General features: G+C 74.4%; 20 protein-coding genes. 13 read left to right on the top strand and 7 right to left on the bottom strand.

Features of this window, described 5'->3' with window-relative positions:
* Positions 1-158 precede the first annotated feature (158 nt).
* Positions 159-836: a DUF6461 domain-containing protein gene (locus tag ACH4J0_RS17020; protein ID WP_396240772.1), complete on the top strand. Its 678-nt coding sequence runs from the start codon at positions 159-161 to the stop codon at positions 834-836.
* 212 nt (positions 837-1,048) lie between these two features.
* On the opposite strand, the gene ACH4J0_RS17025 is transcribed toward ACH4J0_RS17020, so the two are convergent.
* Positions 1,049-1,345 (bottom strand): MazG-like family protein, encoded by a 297-nt coding sequence (locus ACH4J0_RS17025; protein WP_396240774.1) that lies wholly within the window; start codon positions 1,343-1,345, stop codon positions 1,049-1,051.
* Between the two features lie 552 nt (positions 1,346-1,897).
* On the opposite strand from ACH4J0_RS17025, the gene ACH4J0_RS17030 reads away from it, so the two are divergent.
* The 8 genes from ACH4J0_RS17030 to ACH4J0_RS17065 all read left to right on the top strand — a co-directional run bounded on the left by ACH4J0_RS17030 (position 1,898) and on the right by ACH4J0_RS17065 (position 10,591).
* A complete protein-coding gene (locus tag ACH4J0_RS17030; RefSeq protein ID WP_396240776.1) occupies positions 1,898-3,478 on the top strand; it encodes an alpha/beta hydrolase in 1,581 nt (526 codons plus the stop codon).
* A gap of 70 nt (positions 3,479-3,548) precedes the next feature.
* Positions 3,549-4,205 carry a disulfide bond formation protein DsbA gene (locus ACH4J0_RS17035; RefSeq protein WP_396240778.1) on the top strand — a complete coding sequence of 219 codons (657 nt, stop codon included), beginning with the start codon at positions 3,549-3,551 and terminating at the stop codon, positions 4,203-4,205.
* Positions 4,206-4,549: 344 nt separating this feature from the next.
* A complete protein-coding gene (ftsH, locus tag ACH4J0_RS17040; protein ID WP_396240780.1) occupies positions 4,550-6,553 on the top strand; it encodes an ATP-dependent zinc metalloprotease FtsH in 2,004 nt (667 codons plus the stop codon).
* 90 nt (positions 6,554-6,643) lie between these two features.
* Complete coding sequence (gene nadE, locus ACH4J0_RS17045; protein WP_396240782.1) at positions 6,644-7,483, top strand: ammonia-dependent NAD(+) synthetase; 840 nt, start codon at positions 6,644-6,646, stop codon at positions 7,481-7,483.
* A gap of 24 nt (positions 7,484-7,507) precedes the next feature.
* On the top strand, positions 7,508-7,813 hold the full coding sequence (locus tag ACH4J0_RS17050; protein ID WP_396240784.1) for an ADP-ribosylglycohydrolase family protein: 306 nt from the start codon (positions 7,508-7,510) through the stop codon (positions 7,811-7,813).
* A gap of 344 nt (positions 7,814-8,157) precedes the next feature.
* On the top strand, positions 8,158-8,421 hold the full coding sequence (locus ACH4J0_RS17055; protein ID WP_396240786.1) for a hypothetical protein: 264 nt from the start codon (positions 8,158-8,160) through the stop codon (positions 8,419-8,421).
* 17 nt (positions 8,422-8,438) lie between these two features.
* On the top strand, positions 8,439-9,185 hold the full coding sequence (locus ACH4J0_RS17060) for an SDR family NAD(P)-dependent oxidoreductase (RefSeq protein ID WP_396240788.1): 747 nt from the start codon (positions 8,439-8,441) through the stop codon (positions 9,183-9,185).
* Positions 9,186-9,367: 182 nt separating this feature from the next.
* Positions 9,368-10,591: a glycosyltransferase gene (locus ACH4J0_RS17065; protein WP_396240790.1), complete on the top strand. Its 1,224-nt coding sequence runs from the start codon at positions 9,368-9,370 to the stop codon at positions 10,589-10,591.
* A gap of 129 nt (positions 10,592-10,720) precedes the next feature.
* On the opposite strand, the gene ACH4J0_RS17070 is transcribed toward ACH4J0_RS17065, so the two are convergent.
* Positions 10,721-11,461, bottom strand: coding sequence for a hypothetical protein (locus ACH4J0_RS17070; protein WP_396240792.1), 741 nt, complete (start codon positions 11,459-11,461; stop codon positions 10,721-10,723).
* Between the two features lie 343 nt (positions 11,462-11,804).
* On the opposite strand from ACH4J0_RS17070, the gene ACH4J0_RS17075 reads away from it, so the two are divergent.
* Positions 11,805-12,938: a YncE family protein gene (locus ACH4J0_RS17075; RefSeq protein ID WP_396240794.1), complete on the top strand. Its 1,134-nt coding sequence runs from the start codon at positions 11,805-11,807 to the stop codon at positions 12,936-12,938.
* A gap of 44 nt (positions 12,939-12,982) precedes the next feature.
* On the opposite strand, the gene ACH4J0_RS17080 is transcribed toward ACH4J0_RS17075, so the two are convergent.
* Positions 12,983-13,354 (bottom strand): DUF885 family protein, encoded by a 372-nt coding sequence (locus ACH4J0_RS17080; RefSeq protein ID WP_396240954.1) that lies wholly within the window; start codon positions 13,352-13,354, stop codon positions 12,983-12,985.
* Between the two features lie 229 nt (positions 13,355-13,583).
* Complete coding sequence (locus ACH4J0_RS17085) at positions 13,584-14,003, bottom strand: DUF5997 family protein (RefSeq protein WP_396240796.1); 420 nt, start codon at positions 14,001-14,003, stop codon at positions 13,584-13,586.
* 58 nt (positions 14,004-14,061) lie between these two features.
* Here ACH4J0_RS17085 and ACH4J0_RS17090 point away from each other — a divergent pair, with 58 nt between their 5' ends.
* Together ACH4J0_RS17090 and ACH4J0_RS17095 are read left to right on the top strand one after the other, a co-directional pair.
* The gene (locus tag ACH4J0_RS17090; RefSeq protein WP_396240798.1) at positions 14,062-14,871 is read left to right on the top strand and encodes a LysR family substrate-binding domain-containing protein; all 810 of its coding nucleotides are present in this window, start codon (positions 14,062-14,064) and stop codon (positions 14,869-14,871) included.
* Positions 14,872-14,928: 57 nt separating this feature from the next.
* Complete coding sequence (locus ACH4J0_RS17095) at positions 14,929-15,510, top strand: DUF421 domain-containing protein (RefSeq protein WP_396240800.1); 582 nt, start codon at positions 14,929-14,931, stop codon at positions 15,508-15,510.
* A gap of 38 nt (positions 15,511-15,548) precedes the next feature.
* On the opposite strand, the gene ACH4J0_RS17100 is transcribed toward ACH4J0_RS17095, so the two are convergent.
* Together ACH4J0_RS17100 and ACH4J0_RS17105 are read right to left on the bottom strand one after the other, a co-directional pair.
* Positions 15,549-16,271, bottom strand: a complete 723-nt coding sequence (locus ACH4J0_RS17100; RefSeq protein ID WP_396240802.1) for a rhomboid-like protein — start codon at positions 16,269-16,271, stop codon at positions 15,549-15,551.
* Between the two features lie 106 nt (positions 16,272-16,377).
* Complete coding sequence (locus tag ACH4J0_RS17105) at positions 16,378-17,727, bottom strand: cytochrome P450 (RefSeq protein WP_396240804.1); 1,350 nt, start codon at positions 17,725-17,727, stop codon at positions 16,378-16,380.
* Between the two features lie 271 nt (positions 17,728-17,998).
* On the opposite strand from ACH4J0_RS17105, the gene ACH4J0_RS17110 reads away from it, so the two are divergent.
* A complete protein-coding gene (locus tag ACH4J0_RS17110; protein ID WP_396240806.1) occupies positions 17,999-19,402 on the top strand; it encodes an amidase in 1,404 nt (467 codons plus the stop codon).
* A gap of 19 nt (positions 19,403-19,421) precedes the next feature.
* Here the strand turns inward: ACH4J0_RS17110 and ACH4J0_RS17115 are convergent, their stop codons facing one another.
* The gene (locus ACH4J0_RS17115; protein ID WP_396240808.1) at positions 19,422-21,359 is read right to left on the bottom strand and encodes an FUSC family protein; all 1,938 of its coding nucleotides are present in this window, start codon (positions 21,357-21,359) and stop codon (positions 19,422-19,424) included.
* Positions 21,360-21,371: the final 12 nt, after the last annotated feature.

Genomic DNA, 21,371 nt, shown 5'->3' on the forward strand with positions numbered 1-21,371 from the left:
GGTTGGTTCAGGGGCAGGAGTAAAGGAAGCGCGGGCACGGACGGTGAGGGTTCGCCAGTTTCCGGCTTGCCGTGCGGGGGTGTGTGTCGGGGATCTCGGTTAGGGTGCGGTCCGGCTGCGCCTGGCCATCGCAGGGTCGGCGCGAGGGGAGGGGCGTCATGATCGGTGTCATCAGTGACGGTTCGCGTGAGGCCGAGGAGCAGAACGGGGAGGGCATCCAGTGGCTGGCGGACGCGGGTGGGGAAGTGGACGGCGTGGTGTTCGCGCGTGGGATCCCGCCCGAGGAACTCGCCCGCCGGATGGGCGCCGACCCCGCTGCCGCCACCGGGCCGATCAGCGGGACGGAGATCTGGGACCTGGACATCGAGGTCTACCGCCCCGGTGACGAGGGCGACGGTGTGATCCGGGTCGGCGAGGCGGAGGGCTGGTCCTTCGCGATCGAGTACGGGGACTCGACCGGCGGCGAACTGCTCATCGAGATAGCGCACGGCGGCGTCGAGGTCGTCCACTTCCGGCCGATGCCCGAGCAGCCGCCGGCTCTCCTCGACTACGCCCGGGACGGCGCCGTGCTGTGCGGCTTCGGTCTGGGCGAGGAGCGCTGGCGGTGGGGGCAGGAGCCCGACCTGCTCGTGCCCGAGCTGGTCGCCGCGAACGTTCTGGAGGCCGATGGCGTCACCCGCTGTGCCCCCGGGGGCGTGCCGTACGCGGGCGCCCGTCGGCGGACCCTCGGTGTGGTCGGGCGGCGGTTCGGGCTGCGACTGCCCCGAGCGGTGCTGGGCGAGGTGCGGCTGCCAGCGTACGTGGTGCGCGGTCGGCCGGGGCTGGAACTGCGCTGAGGCGAGCAGGGGCGAGCTGAGGACGGCGGTCATGGCGGGACTCCTTCCCGGACCCCACCGGCGGGGCCCCGATGACCGTCATCCTCGCCCGTCGCGGACCACCCGTACATGTGCCGATCGGGAGGTCCCGACCACCGGATTCCCCCGGCAGGGGTGCCGATCGGCCAGGGGAAGTGCGGCGGCGAATCCAGCACAGTGGAAGGGCCGGGGGACTACTCCTCCCGGCGTGACGGGCGCCAGCGCGCCAGGTGCTCGGCGAGGACGGTGCCCGGGTCATCCGTGGTGTCGCGCAGTGCGACCATGGCGGCGGTGATCACGTCGCACAGCTCGCCCTGCAAGTCGGCCATGGTGTGGCTGACACCCTTGCGCGGGTTGGCGCCGAGCACGCCGAGCAGTGCTTCGGCGACCTCCCCCGCCTCCTCCTGGATCTTCACCACTTGGAGGGGCAGCAGCGGGACCCCGAGTCCGGCCCGGTGGGCGGAGAGGTGGCGGTGGATGTCGCCGACCACGGCCCGGTCCGGGGTCCGCCCCGCGGTCAGCCGGGCCTCCAGCTGGCGCAGGTAGCCCTTGAGCGCGGGCGGCAGCTTCCCAGTGGGCGGGCCACCGGATGTCCGGCTTGTCGTCGCGCAGTTGCAGCGGGACCTCCTGCCGGCTGGTGGTGATGAAGACGCCCACGCTGACGAACGCGGGGTCGGTGTCGGTGTCGGTGCCCAAGGTGTTCTCCTCGTCCCTCCGATCCACTCCACGACGTGCCCCAGGCTGCTCCACGCTGCGCCCGGCTGCTCCGCGCGGCGTCCGGCGTCCGGCGGTTAGGCTGCCACCCGGTGGGCCTGTTGAACCCTCACCCGGTCGGCCGGTGGAAGTCCGTTCGGCGCGATCCCCCCGTCCGGGGACTCCGGCGGGCGCCGCCGCGCCGTGCCCCCTAGGGTCTGTGGTGCGCCACCGGTGCCGAGCGCCGGGGCGCGCGCCTGCCATCCCGACACGCTCGGGCGCACGCCGTCCTGCGACGCGCCGGTGCCTTCGGCAGACCGACCCGGCCAACCCGAGAGGTGGACCGCTCCATGCACACCGTCGTCCGCGGCGCCGGCGCGCTCGGCCTGGCCGCGCTGCTGCTCGCCCCCGTCTCCGGCTGCCAGGGCGACGCTCGCTCCGCCGCCGAACCCGCGCCGACCTCCCCGGCCGGCGGCACGGGCGGCACGCGCGGCACGGGCCTGGCCACCCAGCAACTGGACTGGCACGCCTGCCCGCCCCCGAGCACCGCGCAGGGCGGCGGCACCGCGCCCGCGAGCGACTGGCAGTGCGCCACCATGAAGGCCGCGCTGGACCACGCCAAGCCGGACGGCAAGACCATCGGCCTCGCGCTGATCCGTAGCAAGGCCAAGGACGAGCAGCACCGGATCGGCTCGCTGCTCTTCAACTTCGGCGGCCCCGGCGCCTCCGGCGTGGCCACCCTGCCCGTCCTGGCCCCGGCCTACGCCTCCCTCAACACCCGCTACGACCTGGTGAGCTTCGACCCGCGCGGAGTCGGCGACAGCGCCGGCGTGAAGTGCCTGGACGACCGGGCGATGGACGCCAACGTGGCCGTCGACGGCACCCCGGAGACCCCGGCCGAGGTCAAGGCGCTGGACGACGGCAACGCGCAGTTCACCACCGCCTGCGATCGCAACTCCGGCCCGGAGCTGCCGTACGTGGACACCGAGAGCGCCGCCCGGGACCTCGACCTGATGAGGCAGGTGCTCGGCGACCAGAAGCTCTTCTACTTCGGCATCAGCTACGGCACCGAGCTCGGCGGCGTCTACGCGCACCTGTTCCCCCGGGAGGTCGGCCGAATGGTCCTGGACTCGGTGGTCGACCCGACCAAGGACCCGCAGCAGACCGCGCTCGGTCAGGCCCAGGGCTTCCAACTCGCCCTCGACGACTTCATGAAGGCCTGCGCCACCCAGGACTCGGGCGCCTGCCCGACCGGCTCCGGCGGTGCCGAGGGCACCGCGCGGATCACCGACCTGCTGCGGAAGCTCGAGCAGTCGCCGCTGCCCACCGACAGCGGCCGCAAGCTCACCGAGACCCTGGCCATCACCGGCATCGCGGCCGCCCTGTACAGCCAGCAGACCTGGCCCGCGCTGGCCTCCGGGCTCACCCAGGCGATGCAGCAGGGCACCGGTGACACCCTGCTCCAGCTGGCCGACTCGCTGCTGGGCCGCGACCCGCAGGGACACTACAACAACCTGAACGCGGCCAACCGGGCCATCAGTTGCGTGGACGCCCGGCAGCGCTACTCCGACCAGGACGTCCAACAGCAGCTGCCGCAGTTCCGAAGCGCCTCCCCGGTGTTCGGGGCCTTCACCGCCTGGGGCCTGACCGGCTGCACCGGCTGGCCCGTCCCCGGCAAGACCGACCACCCGGACGTCTCCGCCCCGGGCGCCGCACCGATCCTGGTGGTCGGCACCACGGGGGACCCGGCCACCCCGGTCGAGGGCGCCCACACCATGGCGCAGCACCTGGGCACGGGCGTCGGCGTCACCGTCACCCTGCACGGAGAGGGCCACGGCGGCTACAACACCGGCAACCCGTGCCTGAAGAAGACCGTCGACGCCTATCTGCTGGACGGTGCGGTACCCGCCGACGGGACCGCCTGCAGCTGAGAAGTGGCCCAGGGGTGACGGCGATGATTGGCCCTGGGGAGCGGTCCAATCGCACCCTAGGCTCATCGACGTGAACACGCACGAGAACGAGAACGCCACCGAGAACGCCACCGAGAACGCGAACACCCCCAAGGTCGACTTCTACTTCGACCCCGTCTGCCCCTTCGCCTGGATCACCTCCCGGTGGATCCTGGAGGTCGAGAAGCAGCGCGAGCTGGACCTCAACTTCCGGGTGATGAGCCTGTCCGTCCTCAACGAGGGCCGCACCGACCTGCCGGAGCGCTACCAGCGACTGATGACCACCGGCTGGGGCCCGGTCCGGGTCTGCGTCGCCGCCGCCGAGCGGCACGGCGAGCACGTGCTGCGCGACCTGTACACCGAGCTCGGCACCCGTCTGCACGACCAGGACCGGGAGGCCGACGACACCGTCATCCGCGAGGCCCTGGTGGCGGCCGGACTGCCCGAGGAACTCGCCGAGGCGGCCGGCAGCACCGCGTACGACATCGCGCTGCGCAAGAGCCACCACGAGGGCATGGACCCGGTCGGCGAGGAGGTCGGCACCCCGACCATCCACCTGGACGGCGTCGCCTTCTTCGGCCCGGTGCTGAGCGCGATCCCGCGCGGTGAGGACGCGCTGCGGGTCTTCGAGGGCGTCCGGCTGCTGGCCGGGTACCCGAAGTTCTTCGAGCTCAAGCGGACCCGCACGGGCTCGCTCGACTTCTCGTGACGGTCGCCCGCTGCGCCGGTACCGCGGCGGTCCCGGGCCGGTCCCGACCGGTCGTAGGGGTGCGGCGGGCCGGCCGGACGGACCGGCCGAGGGAGCCGCGGCGACCCGTGCCCCGGCCGCACCGTGCGCTGGGTGGTTCCGTGCCGACGGGGTAGCCGCGGGTGCGGCTCGGGCCTTCGGACCGGTCGCGACCAGCCGGTAGCCGCTCGGCCTCCCGTCCGGGCCCGGACGGGTCGACCATGGAGAGGAAGGCCCCGAGGAACGTCCGGAGGATGCTCCTGGGCAGGTCCGTGCGCAGGGCCCTGCGCCGGGCACGCGGCGAGCCCGAGAGGTGGTGAGCGCGGATGATCGTACGAACGTGTCTGCGCGCCCTCCGCCACTCCGCGACCCCGCCCGGCCCGGGCCGCGCCCCCGGAAGCGGCCCGGGCCCCGGTCCCGGTCCCGGCGGGACCCCGCCCAAACCGCCCCCGCCCACGCTGCGCCGCTGGCTGCTGCCCGTCGCGGTGCTGGTGACCCTGCTCCTCCTGGTCCTGTTCTCCAGGTCCGCCCCGACCGGTCCCCGCTACGGCTACACCGACTTCCTGAACCGGGTCGACACCGGCCAGGTGCAGACCGTGGACGTCACCGACACCGGCGGCGTGTCCGGCACCCTCAAGGACGGCACCCACTTCACCAGCCAGATCCCCACCGCCCTGGGCACCTCCCAGCTCAGCCGCGCGCTCTCCGACCAGCACGTGAACGTCACCGGCAGCCGGAGCAGCGGAGGCGGCTCGATCTGGTCGACCCTGCTGCTCTTCCTGCCGCTGCTGATCTTCGGCGGACTGTTCCTCTGGTCGGGCCGGATGGCCGCGCGCTCGCTCGGTGGCGGGCTGAGCGCCATCGGCCGCTCCCGGGCGAAGATCATCGAGGCCGAGCGACCCGCCACCGGCTTCGCCGACGTGGCCGGGTACGAGGGGGTGAAGCAGGAGGTCAGCGAGGTGGTGGACTTCCTGCGCAGCCCCGAGCGGTACGCCGCCGCCGGGGCCAAGGGGCCGCGCGGGGTGATCATGGTCGGCCCGCCGGGTACCGGCAAGACACTGCTCGCCCGGGCCGTCGCCGGCGAGGCCTCGGTGCCGTTCCTCTCCGTGACCGGCTCCGGCTTCGTCGAGATGTTCGTCGGCGTCGGCGCATCCCGGGTCCGCGACCTGTTCGAGGAGGCCCGCAAACGCGCGCCGTCCATCATCTTCATCGACGAGATCGACGCCGTCGGCGGCCGGCGCGCGGGCGGCACCCGGATCGGCGGCAACGACGAGCGCGAGCAGACCCTCAACCAGCTGCTCTCCGAGATGGACGGCTTCGACCAGAGCACCGGCATCGTCGTGATCGCCGCCACCAACCGGCCGGACGCCCTCGACCCGGCGCTGCTGCGCCCCGGCCGCTTCGACCGGCAGGTCACCGTGCCGCTGCCCAACCAGGCCGAACGGGCGGCCATCCTCGCCGTCCACACCCACGGCAAGACCCTCGCCCCGGACGCCGACCTGGACCGGATCGCCCGCGGCACCCCGGGCTTCTCCGGCGCAGACCTCGCCAACCTGGTCAACGAGGCCGCCATCAACGCCGTGCGCGCCGAACGGGCCACCATCACGGCCGCCGACCTCGACGACGCCCGCGACCGGGTGCTGCTCGGGCGCCGCGAGTCCTCCAACGCGCTGCTGCCCGAGGAGCGGCACGCCGTCGCCGTGCACGAGTCCGGACACGCCCTGATGGCCGCGCTGTGCGAGCACGCCGACCCGGTCGCCAAGGTGACCATCCTCCCGGCCGGGGTCGCCCTCGGTGCCACCGAACAACTCCCCGAGGCCGAACGGCACCTGTACAGCGAGAGCTACCTGACCGACCTGCTCACCGTCCAGCTCGGCGGACGGGCCGCCGAACTGGTCGTCTTCGGCGAGGGCTCGACCGGCGCCGCCAACGACCTCGCCAACGCCACCTCGGTGGCCACCCGGATGGTCCGCGAGTTCGGCCTCTCGCCGGACCTCGGACCGGTCGGCTACTCCAGCGGCTCCCCGCAGTACCTCGGCGACCACCCCGAGGACATGCTGCGCCGCCCGTACTCCGAGCAGACCCAGCGTGCGGTGGACGAGGCGGTGGCCGCCCTGCTGCGCGGCGCCGAGCGCCGGGCCGTCGGGCTGCTCCACGAACACCGCCACCACCTGGACGAGCTGGCGGCGCTGCTGGTCGCCCAGGAGACCGTGGACGGCCGGGTGGTGCTCGACATCCTCGGCCACCCCGCACCGGAGGCGGGCCGGACCCTGGGCGCGGAGCCGCACCTCGGGCCGGGCGCGGAGCCGGACCCGGGCGCGGCGGCCTGAGATCCCGCAGGCCCCGCGGGCCGGGGCCGCCGACGGCCCGGCCGCGGGCCGGGTGGATGATGTCGTGGTACCGACTTGAAGGAGCCGACCATGACCGAGACCCTGCCCGCGGACGTCCAGCGCGAGATCGCCCTGGCCCTCGGGGTGGCGCCCGTCGCCGACCCCGCGAAGGAGGCCGACCGCCGGGTGACCTTCCTGGCAGACCAGCTGCGGGCCTCCGGCGCACGCACCCTGGTGCTGGGCATCAGCGGCGGGGTGGACTCCACCACCACCGGGCGGCTCTGCCAGCTCGCCGTCGAGCGGCTGCGCGCCGAGGGGTACCAGGCGGCCTTCACGGCGATGCGGCTGCCCTACGGCGTCCAGGCGGACGAGGCGGACGCCCAGCGCGCGCTCGAGTTCATCCGGGCCGACGAGGTGCTCACCGTCGACGTCAAGCCCGCCACCGACGCGGCCTTCGACGCCCTGCTGACGGCCGGCGTCACCTTCCGCGACCACGCCCACGAGGACTTCGTGCGCGGCAACGTCAAGGCCCGCCAGCGGATGGTCGTCCAGTACGCGGCCGCGGGCGCCAGTGGCGGTCTGGTCGTCGGCACCGACCACGCGGCCGAGGCGGCCGTCGGCTTCTTCACCAAGTTCGGTGACGGTGCGGCGGACGTGATGCCGCTCTCCGGGCTGACGAAGCGTCAGGTGCGGGCAGTGGCCTCCCACCTGGGCGCTCCGGAGGAGCTGGTCGGCAAGGTTCCCACCGCGGACCTGGAGAACCTCGCCCCCGGCAAGCCCGACGAGGACGCGCTCGGCGTCGAGTACGACGCCCTGGACGACTTCCTGGAGGGCCGCCCGGTCAGCGAGCAGGTCTTCCGCACCGTCCTCGGCCACTACCGCCGCACCGAGCACAAGCGGGGCCTGCCCATCACTCCGGGCCAGGCCTGACCGACCCGGCCGACCGGGGCGGCCGTGCGGCCGGCGCCGTGCTCGGGGCAGCCGTGGGCGACGCCCTCGGGGCCACCCTGCGAGTTCGGCCCGGCCGGCGCCCTCTCGGCCCGCTTCCCCGCGGGGAACGTCGAGCTGGTCGCCGGCGGCTGGGAGCTCGGTGAGGCCACCGACGACACCCGGACGGGCGTCCTGGTGGCCGAATCACTCATCGAGCGCGGGGAATTGGACCTCCCGGACATCTTCGACCGGTTCCGCCACTGGGCGGCCTCAGACCCGAAGGTCATCGGCATCCAGACCGAGGAGGTCCTCACCAGCGGCCATCCGTGAGACCTTGCCGCCGCCATCCACTTCAACACCACCCTGTGCGTGGCAGGCAACGGCTCGCTGATGCGCGCCGTCACCTCCCGGCGGCCGGGTGCTGCGGGCGGCCGAACCGCGGTGGATCGCAGAGCAGTTGGCGTCCTGACGGGCAGCGCGGCGGGCGGCCTCGGCGGTCGGCCCACTGAGGGACAAACCCACCGGCAGCAGCGGACGCGAGGCCGGCCCACGGGGCACCCGCCGCCCTGGCCGCCAATCCGGGCCGTCCACCCTTGCGCCACCCCCTTGATCGTCCGCGCGTTCGGATCGCTACCGTACCGAGTGGACGGTTCGACGGCGAAGGGGGAGACGGCATGGGCGAAGTGACGGTACGTCCGGTGGCCCGGCAGGCCTTGGGGTATGAGTCGGGCCGGGACGACGGCTGGGGGAGCGTCGGGGCGGTGATCCGGCTGGACGGCGGGCAGTCCGCTCTCCAAGACGCGGTAGACGCAGCGGGCACGCCGGTGCTCGGCCTCGAGCCGTACCCGGCCGAGTCCGGGCCGCGCGGTGAGGTCCCCCGGCCCGCCTGGTCGGCCGGGCTCATGCGTGCCCACCACGACGGTGAGGCCGAGCGGTGACGCGGGAGCGGCTTGCGGTGGTGTCCGGTGGGGGCACCGGGATCGGGCGGGCGATCGCGGCGCGGCTGGTCGGGGACGGGTACCGGGTGGCGGTCCTCGGGCGGCGGGCGGCGGTGCTGGAGGAGGCCCGGGCGGAGATCGAGCGGGACGCCGGGCCGGGAGCGGTCGTGCCCGTGGCGGGGGACCTGGCCGATCCGTCGGCCGTCGAGCGGGTGGCCGCCCGAGTGGGGGAACTCGGGCCGGTGGACGTGCTGGTGAACAACGCGGGCGCCATCATCACCCCGCCCGAGGACGGCAGCCTGACCGCCCTGGCCGCGTCCTGGCGTCGGGACCTGGACACCAACCTGCTCACCGCCGTACTGCTGACCACCGCGCTCCAGGGCGCGCTGCGCCGCCCCGGCGGCCGGCTGGTGGTGATCAGCTCGGCGGCCGCCCAGCGCGGTGGCGCCGGCCCGCACTCTGCGGGTTCGTACGCGGCGGCGAAGGCGGCCCTTCACGGCTGGGCGTTCGGCCTGGCGCGGCAGTTGGGGCCGGACGGGATCACGGTGAACGTGCTGGCGCCCGGCTACGTCGTGGACACCGAGATCTTCGGGGCCGACTGGAACGAGGAGTTCCATGCCCGGAAGGTCGCCGACACCCTGGTCGGCCGGGCCGGCACCCCCGCCGACGTGGCCGAGGCCGTGGCGTACATCGCCTCCCCGGCGGCCGGTTACCTCACCGGTCAGGTGATCGGTCTGAACGGCGGTGCGGTGCTGGGCAGATGAGCTGTTCATCGGTCGTCCACCACCCCCGCCTACGGTGAGTCCCGGATACGAGCAGAACGCAACACCGGGCCCGAACACAGGAGGTTCCGCTGTCCAGGATCATCACCACCGCCCTGCCCGCGCACGGGCACGTCAGCCCGCTGCTGGCGGTCTCCGCCGACCTCGCCGCGCGCGGCCACGAGGTGGTCTTCCTCGGCGGTTCACGCTTCGCGGACGCCGCCGAGCGGGCGGGGGCGCGCTTCGCCGCGCTGCCCGCCGAGGCCGACTGGGACGACCGCGACCTCGACGCGTCCTTCCCGGGGCGGGCGGACCTGCCGCCCGGTCCCGAACGGATCGCCTTCGACGTGCGGCACGTCTTCCTCGAGCCGATCCCGTACCAGTACCGGGCGCTGCTGGCGTTGTTGGAGGACTTCCCGGCCGACGCGGTGATCGCCGACGCCTTCATCCAGGGCGCCCTGCCGCTGGCACTGAGCCGGCCGCGGGCGCAGCGCCCGGCACTGATCGGGGTCGGGATCTGCCCGTCGATGCTGCCGAGCGTGGACACCGCGCCGTTCGGGTCGGGGGTGCCGCCGCTGCCCGGTGAGGAGGGCCGGGCCCGGTTGCGGGAGCTGCGGGAGGAGGCGGACCGGCGCGGCGAGCCGTTGCGGCGCTACGCGGAGGAGGTGTTCGCGGAGCTGGGCGTCCGGCTGCCGGAAGGGCCGCGCGGGTGGGCCCAGGTGGCGGTGCCGGACGTGTTCCTCCAGCTGACCGTGCCGGGCTTCGAGTACCCGCGCAGCGACGCGCCCGCCTCGTACCGGCTGATCGGCGCGCTGCCGGGGAGCGTCGGCGAGGACCGGCCGCTGCCCGAGTGGTGGGACGAGGTGACCGGCGGCGGGCGGCCGGTCGTGGTGGTGACCCAGGGGACGCTGGCCAACGACGACCTGGGTGAGCTGGTGGCACCGACGGTCAGCGCCCTGGCCGAGCGGGACGTGCTGGTGGTGGCCGCCACCGCCCGCCCGGACGGGCCTCGGGCGCTGACCGACCTGCTCGGCGGCAGCCTGCCGGGCAACGTCCGTGCCGCCGGGTACGTGCCGTTCGACCGGCTGCTGCCGCACACCGACGTGCTGGTGAGCAACGGCGGTTACGGCGGGGTGCAGACCGCGCTGCGGTACGGGGTGCCGCTGGTGGTGGCCGGGGCGAGCGAGGACAAGCCGGAGGTGGCGGCCCGGGTGCAGTGGTCCGGTGCGGGGCTTGACCTGCGCACCGGCCGCCCGGCGCCCGAGGCGGTCGGCCGGGCGGTCGAGCGGGTGCTGGGCGAGGGCCGGTTCCGCGAACGGGCCCGCGCGCTGGGCGCGGAGTTCGCGGAGTACCGGCCGTTCGACACCATCGCCGAGCTGGTCGAATCGCTGGGGCGCCGCGACGCCTGATCGGGCGCCAACGACGCCTGGTCGGGGTCAACGACGCCTGATCGGGCACCAATGACGCCTGGTCCGGGTCAACGACGCATGATCAGGCGCAGCGACGGCTGAAACGATTCGCCGAGGGGTCAGGGAGCGTCAGTCCCCGTCGGCGTCCGCCTCCGCGGTGGGCGCGGCGGTGGCGCCCTTGCTGATGCCGAGCTTCATCTCGGCCGTCGTCCAGTCGGTGGCGATCGCCTGCTGGGCCGCGGCCAGGGTGACCTGCCCCTTGCAGATCGCGGTGTGCAGGTGGGTCTCCACCGAGTCCTTGGGGTTGTTCGGGCCCTTGCCCGGGGCGTGGCCGGGGGAGGGCGGTTGGATCCACAGGTTGCGCGGGTCGTTGGGGTCGCCGCCGAGCTGGAGGCTGATCAGGTGGTCGTACTCGGCGTCGCCCATCGGGCCGGTGTAGCCGTAGGACTTGGCGTTGTCGGCCTTCTCCTTGCCGGTGATGTTCGCCGGCGGGCGGATGGTCGAGGTGTAGCCGCCCGGCTTGCAGATGGTGTCGTTGACGTTGCCCTGGTTGACGGCCGGGCTGATCGCGCCCGGGGTGCAGTTCGGGTCGGGCAGCGGCTGCTTGTCCGTCGTGTAGCGGTAGTGGCAGCTGCCCGCCGCGGGCTGCGGCTGGGCGTCGTAGGAGCTCTTCGGGCCGGGCCCGGTCACGATCTTGGCGGGGGCGGGCTGGGCGGCGTCGCCTGCGACCGCCGGGGCGGAGCCGTGGGAGCCGTCCTTGGCGTGGGAGCCGTCCTTGGCGGTGTGGCCGCCGCCGGACGAGCAGCCTGCGGCTGCGGCGAGCAGGACGGCCGCGGCTATGGCGAGGGCGCCTCGGGCGGGAGCCGGCACGGAGTTCCTCCAGGTCGTTGCGGTGGTACGGGCGGCCGGCCGGCGAAGGTGCCGGAGGCCGCGTCAGCGGACACTACCGTGTCGAGTGGGCCGAACGGGTGACGCCACGTCCAGCGCGGGAGGACTGTCGCGGGCGCGCGGAATCGTTTCCGCACAGTGTCCGAACCCTTGACGCCCTGACAGGTCCGCCACCGCCCCGTTCCGCCCGGTTCCCGATCTGTCCGAACCATGGAGGGATCGTGTTCGGACAGGGTTCGAACGATCCGCCTCCGATGGTCGCCACCGTGCCGTAGCGTGACCTCGTCGCGGCGAGGTCGCGGTACGAACCATCGGGAGGGGAACCATGAACCGCCTTACACGCAAGGCGCGTTGGCTGGGCGCGCTGGCGGCGTCGGGGGCGCTGCTGCTGGCCGGGACGGGGGCCGCGGCCGCCGCCCCGGCCGGACCGGACCCGTCGGTCCGGCAAAGCGCCGCCCCGGACACCGTCGCGCTCGGAGGCCACCTCGAACACCTGACCGTCACCTCGGACGGCGCCCGCGGCTACGCCGTGGTCAGTTTCGCCGGCCCTCGCGGCGGGATGGTCCGGGTGGTCCGCAGCCTCGACGTACGGACCGGCGCCACCGCGGACCTGCTGACCCTCACCGGCTTCGACATCGTCAGCCGTCCGGCGGTCAGCCCCGACGGCACCCGGGTCTACCTGACCGTCGGCGGGGACCTGGTGACCATCGACACCGCCACCGGCCAGGAGACCGCCCGGGTCGCCGCGCCCGACCAGCCGCGCCCCGAAGGATTCACCGCCGGGGTGCTGCACGGCGTGACGGTCAGCGCGGACGGCGCCCGGGCGTACATCGACCAGTACGGCTCCTGGGGCCGCCGGGCCAGTGAGGCCGGCCGGGTCCTCGCGTACGACACCGCGAGCCGGACCTTCACCGGCGCGACGGAGCTGACCGGCTACGTCGTGGACACGGTGGTGCTCGGCCCCGACGGCACCGACGCCTGGGCCGGCACCCAGGACAGCCTCTACCACCTGGACGTCCGGGGCGCCGCGCCGGTGGTCATCGACGCGGTGGCCGGCTTCGGCGCCGGCGACGAGGTCGCGCCCACCCCGGACGGCCGGGCCGTCTACGCCCGCGGCCACCAGGACGCCACCGGCACCGTCGACACCGTCGACCCCACGGCGAACACCTACCGCCCGGCCTTCACGGCCGCGCCCAGTTGGGACGACGCCCATCTGCTCGGGGTGAGCCCGGATTCCGCCCGCGTCTACGTGCTGACCGACGTGAAGACCCCGCGGGCCGCGCTGCGGGTTTACGACACCGCCACCGGCACGGCCGTCCCCGGCGAGACCGTCACCGACTTCGGCCTGCCGTCCGTCACCGACGCCTTCCTCGGCCAGGACGGGCACACCCTTTACCTGACCTCGGGCACGGGCGTCGACTCGGTGCTGAAGACCGTCCGGTTCCGAGCCGGGTCCTGAACCCCGCCGTGCCGGTGGGGCCCGCCCCACCGGCACCACCAGGCCTACACGGCCGCGATCCAGTCCGTGATCAGGTCGTCCAGCACGTCCGGCGGCAGGCTGCCGTGTCCGATCAGCTCGTGGTGGAACTCCCGGACGTCGAAGCGCCCGCCGAGCGCGGCCCGTGCCCGCTCGCGGTGCCGGACGATCTCCCGACGGCCGATCAGGTACGCGGTGGCCTGGCCCGGCCAGGCGATGTAGCGGTCGATCTCGTTGCGGACGTTGGCCTCGGGGGTGGCGGTGTTGTCCCGCATGAAGGCCATCGCCCGCTCCCGGGACCAGCCGTAGTGGTGCATCCCGGTGTCCACCACCAGGCGCACCGCGCGCAGCGCGTCCATCGAGAGCATGCCGAAGCGCGACAGCTCCGAGCCGTGCAGGCCTCGGCGAGGGCGTGGAGTTCGCCCTGAGCGGCGGGCGCGGTCGGGCTGTCGCCCGGCTGGTCGGTCATTGGGCGATTATTCGGAGTCCGCGGCGGCGCGGTCAATACGCGGCGGGTGGAAGGGAGGTTCCATCCACCCGTCACGAACGCGCCGCCGCAGAAACGGAATTCAGGGACTCCGGACTCCGAGCGGGCCCGGCTCCGAACGGGCACCGAGCGCCGGAGGCTCAGTGGCCCCGGGCCTCCTTGGCGGCCTTCTCGGCGGCCTCCTTCTCGTGCTTCGCCTTGATCCGGGCCTCCTCCTTGCGGACGTCCACCTGGTTGGCGCGCTCGTGCTGGAGCCACAGCGGGTTCTCGGCCTTGATCGCGTCGATCTCGGCGGTGGTGAGCGCCTCGGTCACACCGCCGCGGGCCAGGCCCGAGATGGAGATGCCGAGCTTGGCGGCGACCACCGGGCGCGGGTGCGGGCCGTTCTTGCGCAGCTCCTGGAGCCACTGCGGCGGCGCGGCCTGCAGCGCGTTGAGCTCCTCGCGGGAGACCACGCCCTCCTGGAAGTCGGTCGGCGCCGCGGCGAGGTAGATCCCCAGCTTCTTGGCCGCCGTGGCCGGCTTCATGGTCTGGCTGGTCTTCTGCTTGAGCGATGTCATGGTGACAAGGGTAAGGGAGTGCGCGGGCGCTTCCGGTCACGGTCGGTAGCCTTGCCCTGTGACAGACATGCAGGTGAACCCGTCGTTCCGGCTCGCGTACGTCCCGGGCGTGACCCCGGGCAAATGGGCCCGGGTCTGGGTCGAGCGGCTCCCGGACGTCCCGCTCGACCTGGTCGCGGTGCCCTCCACCGAGGGCGAGCGGACGGTTCGCGAGGGCGAGGTGGACGCCGGACTGGTCCGGCTGCCGGTCGACAAGGACGTGCTCAGCGCGATCCCGCTGTACACCGAGACCACCGTCGTGGTCTTCCCCAAGGACCACTGGCTCGCCGCCGCCGAGGAGGTCGCCCTCGACGACCTCGCCGAGGAGGTGGTCTTCCACCCGCTGGACGACACCCTCGGCTTCACCGCCGACACCCTGCCCGGGCGCCCGGCGATCGCCCGCCCGGACACCACGGCGGACGCGGTCGAGCTGGTGGCGGCCAACGTCGGCGTGCTGCTGGTGCCCCAGTCGCTGGCCCGGCTGCACCACCGGCGGGACCTCACCTACCGGCCGGTGGCGGAGGGGCCGCAGTCGCAGGTGGCGCTGTCCTGGCCGCAGGAGCGGACCACGGACCTGGTGGAGGAGTTCATCGGGATCGTCCGGGGGCGGACGGTCAACAGCTCGCGCGGCCGCGGAGCCGCGCAGGTGGCCGATGCGCCGTCGAAGAGCCGGCCCAAGAAGGCGGCGGCGCCGCGGAAGCCCCAGCAGCAGAAGGCCGGCGGACAGGGGACGGGCGGACACAAGGCCGGGGGCCAGAAGCCCGGCGCGCAGAAGGCGCGGGGCGGCCCGGCCGCAGCCCGGCGCGGGAAGCCGAAGCGGCGCTCGTAGACCCGCCGGGAGTAGCGTCGGCCCCGTTCCGGAAGTCGTGGTGGGAGGAGCGGGGCCGTGTGGCATGACCTGCTGGTCGTCCAGATTCCGATCGTGGAGAAGATCCTCCGGACGGTCGCCGTCTACGTGCTGATCCTGGTGCTGTTCCGGCTCGCCGGGAAGCGCGGGCTGGCGGGGCTGAACACCTTCGACATGGTGGTGGTGTTCCTGCTCTCCAACGTGGTGCAGAACGCGATCATCGGCAACGACAACAGCCTGCTCGGCGGTGCGATCGGGGCGGTCACCCTGATCGCGGTGAACGCCGCCGTCACCCGCTGGCTGGCCCGCGACCCGCGCGCCGCGCGCGTCCTGGAGGGCCGGCCCACCACGGTCGTCCGCGACGGCAAGCTGATCCCCGGCGCCCTGCGCGAGCTGGCGCTGCGCCCCTCAGAGCTGGAACACGCGATCCGGCTGCAGAACGGCGACAACGTCACCGACGTCGCCCGGGCCCGTCTGGAGCCGGACGGCCAGCTCCTGGTCACCCTCAAGGCGGCCGAGCAGAGCGCCACCAAGAGCGACGTCGACGAGCTGCGGGACCGCCTGGCGGCGATCGAGCGCCTGCTGGCCACCCTCGCCGCCGACCGCCGCCCGCCGCACTGACGGCCGTCGGCGGGACTCAGGCGGGACTCAGGCGGGACTCAGCCCCCGCTGCTCGCGGTGGCGAGGGCGGCGGTGCGCCGCCGGTGGTGCGCGGCGGTGGCGGCGGCGAGGGTGAAGCCGAGGGCGGCGGCGAGGAGGTGGCCGATGGTGGTGAACTCGGGGATGGGGCCGGGCCATTCGTGGTCGCCGGCCAGGGGCCAGGCGAGGACGAAGGCGGCCCAGGGCAGGCGGGCCCAGCGGGGGAGGGCGAGGACCGCGAAGGCGAGGGCGGCCTGGGCGCCGTAGCTGATGCCGTAGTCCGCGGCCTCCCGCACGCTCGCCGGGTACCAGCCCTGGTGCAGGGCGAAGAGGATCACCAGCGCGGTGATCAGGGTGGCTCCGACGTGCCCGGCCAGGAAGACCGCGGCGGCGCGCGGCGTTCCGTAGCGGCGCTCGGCCCAGGCGAGGCCGACGACGATGCCGAGGCCGAGGGTGATCAGGGTGCCGCCGAAGCCGGTGGAGGCGATGTCGGTGAGCGTGCCGTCGTACAGCAGGGCGCTGCCGATCAGGGCGCGGACCGGGTGGTCGTGGAGGTTGTCCAGGTTGGTGCTGATGTAGTCGCGCAGGTCGTCGGCCTGCTGCTCGGACAGCCCGTACTCGAGCCAGGCGTGTCCGAGCAGCAGCAGGACGACGTAGACGAGCGTCAGCGGCGAGCGCCGCGGGTACGTGCGGACGGCGCGCAGCAGCCCGGTGAGGAGCCCCGACGGGCGTCGAGCGTTCATGTGCTGATGGTGTCCCGGTCGAACGGAGGGTCAGGTCGGCCCGGATGCGGCCGCCCCGTTCCGGGACAGTACCGAACCCGGGGTGGGCACCGGGTCGGCGCGTCCGTCAGCGGATGCGGCGGGTGAGCCTCGCCGTGAAGGAGCGGGGGGACAGCGAGGAGCTGCGGTGGGGGCGGATGGGGCGGCCGTGGGTGGGGGTGACGGTCCAGCGGGCGGCGATGGTGGCGAGGGCGAGGGCGGCCTCGGTGGTGCCGAAGGCCTCGCCGATGCAGCGGCGGGCGCCGAGGCCGAAGGGGGTGTAGGTGCCGGGGGCCGGGCGGGCGGTGGTGAGCCAGCGGTCGGGGTCGAAGCGGTCGGGGCAGGGGAAGAGGTCGGCGCGGCGGTGCAGCAGGTAGGGGCTGTAGAGGACGGTGGCGCCGGCCGGGAGGCGGTGTCCGCCGAGTTCGGCGTCGGCGGTGACGGTGCGGCTGAGGATCCAGGCGGGCGGGTAGAGCCGGAGGGTCTCGCTGACGATCCTGGCGGTGAGCGGCAGGGAGTCCAGGTCCTCGTGGCGGGCGGGGCGGCCGTCGAGCACGGTGTCGAGTTCGGTGTGCAGGCGCTCGCGGACGGAGGGGTTGGCGGCGAGCAGGGTCCAGGCCCAGGAGAGGGTGGCGGCGCTGGTCTCCGTGCCGGCCAGCAGGAAGGTGACCACCTGGTCGTGGATCTCGCCGTCGGACAGGCCCCGCCCGTGCTGGTCGCGGGCGCTGAGCAGCATGGAGAGCAGGTCCTGGTGGTCGGTGCCGGCCGCGCGGTAGTCGGCGACCAGGAGCCGGGTGATCTCCCGCAGGGTCCGCCGGGCGCGTGCGAAGCGGCGGTTGCCGGGGGTGGGGATCCGGTCGGCGCCGGGCAGCGGCAGCATCATCCGGCGGGCGACGCCCCGGGTGACCGCGTCCACGGCGTCGTGGACGGGCAGGGTGCTGGCCCGTTCGTGTGCGGCGAACAGGCAGCGGGCGGTGACGGCGGTGCTCAGGCGGTACATCGCGGCGGGCACGTCGACGAGGTCGCCGTCGCGCCAGCGGCTGGTGGTGCCCGCGATCTCCTCGGCCATCATGGTGGCGTAGCCGGGCAGCCGGTCGCGGTGGAACGCGGGCTGGAGCATGCGGCGTTGGCGCCGGTGGGCACCGGCGGGGCAGGTGGCGAGGCCGTTGCCGAAGGCCTCGCGGGCCTTCTCGACGAGGAGGCCGCCCTTGTCGTAGGTGCGGTCCTCGGTGAGCAGCCGGCGCACCAGGTCGGGGTGGCAGGCGACGTACGCGTCCAGCGGGCCGAGCCGCAGCCTGACCAGGTCGCCGTGGGCGGCCAGACCGGCCACGAAGTCGAGCGGGCTGCGGACGAAGCCGGGGACGTGACCGAGCAGGGGGAGCGCGCCGGGCGCGGTGACCGAGGTGTACTGGGCGGTCGGGTGGTACTGGGTGGTCACGGGCGTCACCTCTGGGAGGGCCGGTTCATCGGGCGTTCGGGATCTTTCCCGGGGCCCATCGGTGAAACGGTCCGTGACCGGCGGGTGGGGTGAACGCGGGGGCGCGTGCCGAACGTCCGTGCGCCGCCCTTTTCTTGACGGCGCGCCCGCGGCCGCCCGGTGCAGGGGTTCCCGGGGGCGGGGGCGCGCGCCTACACTGCGAAGCTCCGTACGATTACCGGCCGGTATACCCGCCGGTACGGCTACTTGGTGCTACCGGTTGGGAGTTGGGATGGCCGACGAGCGGGCCCACGCGTTCACCGACGACGCCCTCGGCGCGCACGACGCGGTGGCGCTGGCCGCCCTGGTCCGGGCCGGCGAGGTCAACCCCCGGGAGCTGGTCGCGGCCGCCGCCGCCCGCGCCGGGCGGATCGACGGCGCGCTGCTGCCCGTCGCCCTCGCCTCGTACGACCGGCCCCGGATCAGCCGCGAGGGCATCGACGGCCCGCTCTGGGGAGTCCCGACCTACCTCAAGGACAACGTCGACCTGCGCGGACTGCCCACCACCATGGGGAGCGAGGCCTTCCGCGCCCGCCCGGCCCGCCGCAACGCGCGCTTCACCGACCAGCTGCTGGCCACCGGCCTGGCGGTGATCGGCAAGACCCGGCTGCCCGAGTTCGGCCTGAACGCCTCCACCGAGTTCGCCACCGCCCAGCCGGTGCGCAACCCGTGGAAGACCTCCCACTCGCCCGGCGCCTCCTCGGGCGGCGCGGCGGCCCTGGTGGCCGCCGGCGTGGTGCCGATCGCGCACGCCAACGACGGCGGCGGGTCGATCCGGATCCCGGCGGCCTGCTGCGGACTGGTCGGCCTCAAGCCCACCCGCGGCAGGCTGGTGACCAACGAGCAGGGCGGCAAGCTGCCGATCGACCTGGTCACCGACGGCGTGGTGACCCGCTCGGTGCGCGACACCGCCGCCTTCTTCGCCGCCGCCGAACGCCACCACCGCAACCCGAAGCTGCCCCCGCTCGGCCTGGTCAAGGGCCCGGGGGAGCGCCGGCTGCGGATCGGGCTGGTGGTCGACTCGCCGACCGCCAAGACCGACGGGGCGACCCGCCGGGCCGTCGAGGAGACCGCCGCCCGGCTGGAGGCGATGGGCCACCGGGTCGTGCCGACCACCCTGCCGTTCGGCGAGGAGTTCTCCCGTGACTTCCTCTCGTACTGGGGCTACATCGCCTGGGTGATCGCGCTCACCGGCCGGCTGGTGCTCGACCCCAGCTTCCGGGCCGGGAAGCTGGACGGTCTGACCACCGGGCTGCGCCGCAGCTTCCGGGCCGAGTTCCCGCGAACCCCGGGCGCGCTGCGGCGGTTGCGCCGAGCCGAGGCGGTGTACGCGGGGATCTTCCGCGAGCACGACGCGATCCTCTCCCCGGTGCTCGCCCACACCGCCCCGCCGATCGGGCACCTCAGCCCGAACGTCGCCTTCGACGAGCTGGTCGAGCGGCTGCTGCGCTACGTCGCCTTCACCCCGGTCAACAACGTGACCGGCGGCCCGGGCATCGCGCTGCCCGCCGGGGCAGCGCCGAGCGGGCTGCCGATCGGGGTGCACCTGTCGGCCGCGCACGGGCAGGAACGGGTGCTGCTGGAGCTGGCCTTCGCGCTCGAGGCGGACCGGCCCTGGCGGCGGATCCAGGACTGAGCAGCCGGAGGCGCCGCGGTCACGGGTACGCCACCGAACGGGCCGCGTGCACCTCGTGGTGCAGCCGGGCCAGTGCGCAGTCCGGCGCCGGCGCGTCCGGATCGCCCCGGGGCGGCGGGGTGCCGGTGCGCAGCGCCTCGGCCAGGGCGGACAGCTCCCGGGTGACGGCGCCGATCTCGGCCTCGGTCGGCGCCGGCGCGCCGTGCTCGATCCGCACCCGGGTGGCGGTGGTGGTGTCCACGATCCGCTCCACCGCGATCACCAGCGGCCACCAGGCCTCGGCCCGGGTGCCGACCGGCGGCGGCTCGGTCAGCGCCCGCTGGAACTCGCTGCGCACCGCCGAGAGGTCCCGGTAGAGCCGCCGCCGGTAGCGGGCGCGGGCCGGCTCGTCCCGCCCCGGCGCGGTGGTGAAGGCCAGCGACACGTAGGAGGCGGTGTCCTGGACGGCGTCGGCCAGCCGTTCGCCGATCCGGGTGTGCCAGGACTCCGGCCACAGCAGGTAGCCGGCCAGCAGCGCGATGCCGCAGCCGATCAGCGAGTCGTAGAGCCGGGGCAGCACCAGGTGGAAGCCCTGGTGGTTGAGCAGGTCGGAGAGCATCAGGATGACCGGGGTGATGGCCGCGGTCTGGAAGGCGTACCCCTTGGCGGACAGCGCCGGGATGAACGTGGCGAGCACCGCCATCACGGGCACGTCCCACCATCCGCGCGGCACCTCGGCGAGCACCGGCATGGCGATCAGCAGCCCTGCGGCCGTGCCGAGCGCGCGCAGCACCGCCCGGGAGAACACCGAGCCGAAGTCCGGTTTCAGCACGAAGGTGACGGTCAGCGCCACCCAATAGGAGCGCGGGACGGTGATCGCCGAGACCAGCACCTGGGCCAGCCCGATGCACAGCGCCAACCGCAGGCCGTACCGCCAGGACGCGCGGGACAGCAGCAGCGCGCGGGCCGCCCGGCGGGTCCGGACCTCCAGACCGGCGGGCCGGCCGAGCCGGTCGGCGGCCGCGTACGGGTCGGGCGCGGCCTCGTGGACGACGGTGGCGGCGTGTCCGATCGCCTCGGCCAGCGCGCGGGTGGACGGGCCGCGCGGCTCGGGCAGCTCGGGCGGCGGGGCGGGGCCGGTGCGACCCTGCTCGACGGCCTCGGCCAGTTCGCGCACGGCGGCCGGGTAGGCGGGCGACAGCGGACCGTACCCCGGCGGGCGCAGTTGGGCCGCGGCCGCCCCCTCGACCACCGGGATCAGCGCGTTGAGCTGGGCGAGCAGGCGCACCAGGGTGGCGGAGCGGCCGTGCCGGCGGGCGCGGCGGGCGAGCAGCAGGTCGTAGGAGTGGTTGAGCGACTGGGTGAGGTCGCGCCGCCGGTCCTCGTAGCGGGATGAGCCGGTGGCCTCCAGCAGCCGGGCGACGGCCCGGTAGGTGTCGGCCACCACGGCGCGCTCGGGGGTGGCTCCGCGCAGCGGCCAGGCGAGCAGGGTGAGGGCGAGCACCAGCAGGCCGCCGAGCAGCAGGAGGGCGGGTGGCAGCCACCAGGGGGAGGGCATCGGCAGGCCGGCCCCGACCACGGCGTTGAGCAGCAGGAGCAGGCCGGAGACGGAGGCGACCGCGCCGATCGAGGAGATCATCCCGGAGAGCAGCGCGACCACGGTCAGCACGATCACGGCCGTCCAGCCGGAGCCGTACACCTGGGTGCCGACCAGCACGCCGAGGGCGCCGAGCAGCTGTGGCACGGCGATGTTGAACACCCGCATCCGGTAGGCGTCGGCGGTGTCCCCGATCACCCCGGACAGCGCCCCCATCGACACCAGCGCGCCGTAGCCGGTCCGGCCGGTGGCGGTGCCGACGGCGAGCGGGGCGGCGAGCGCCACCGAGGCGCGGGCCACCGCGGCCCAGGGGATCGGCGCGTCCCGGGGCCGCAGGCTCTCGGTCAGCCAGCCGGGCGGGGCCAGCCGGGTGCGTGCCACAGTCCCAACGTA

The sequence above is a fragment of the Kitasatospora sp. NPDC017646 genome, from assembly GCF_044329365.1.
Taxonomy (GTDB): Bacteria; Actinomycetota; Actinomycetes; order Streptomycetales; family Streptomycetaceae; genus Kitasatospora.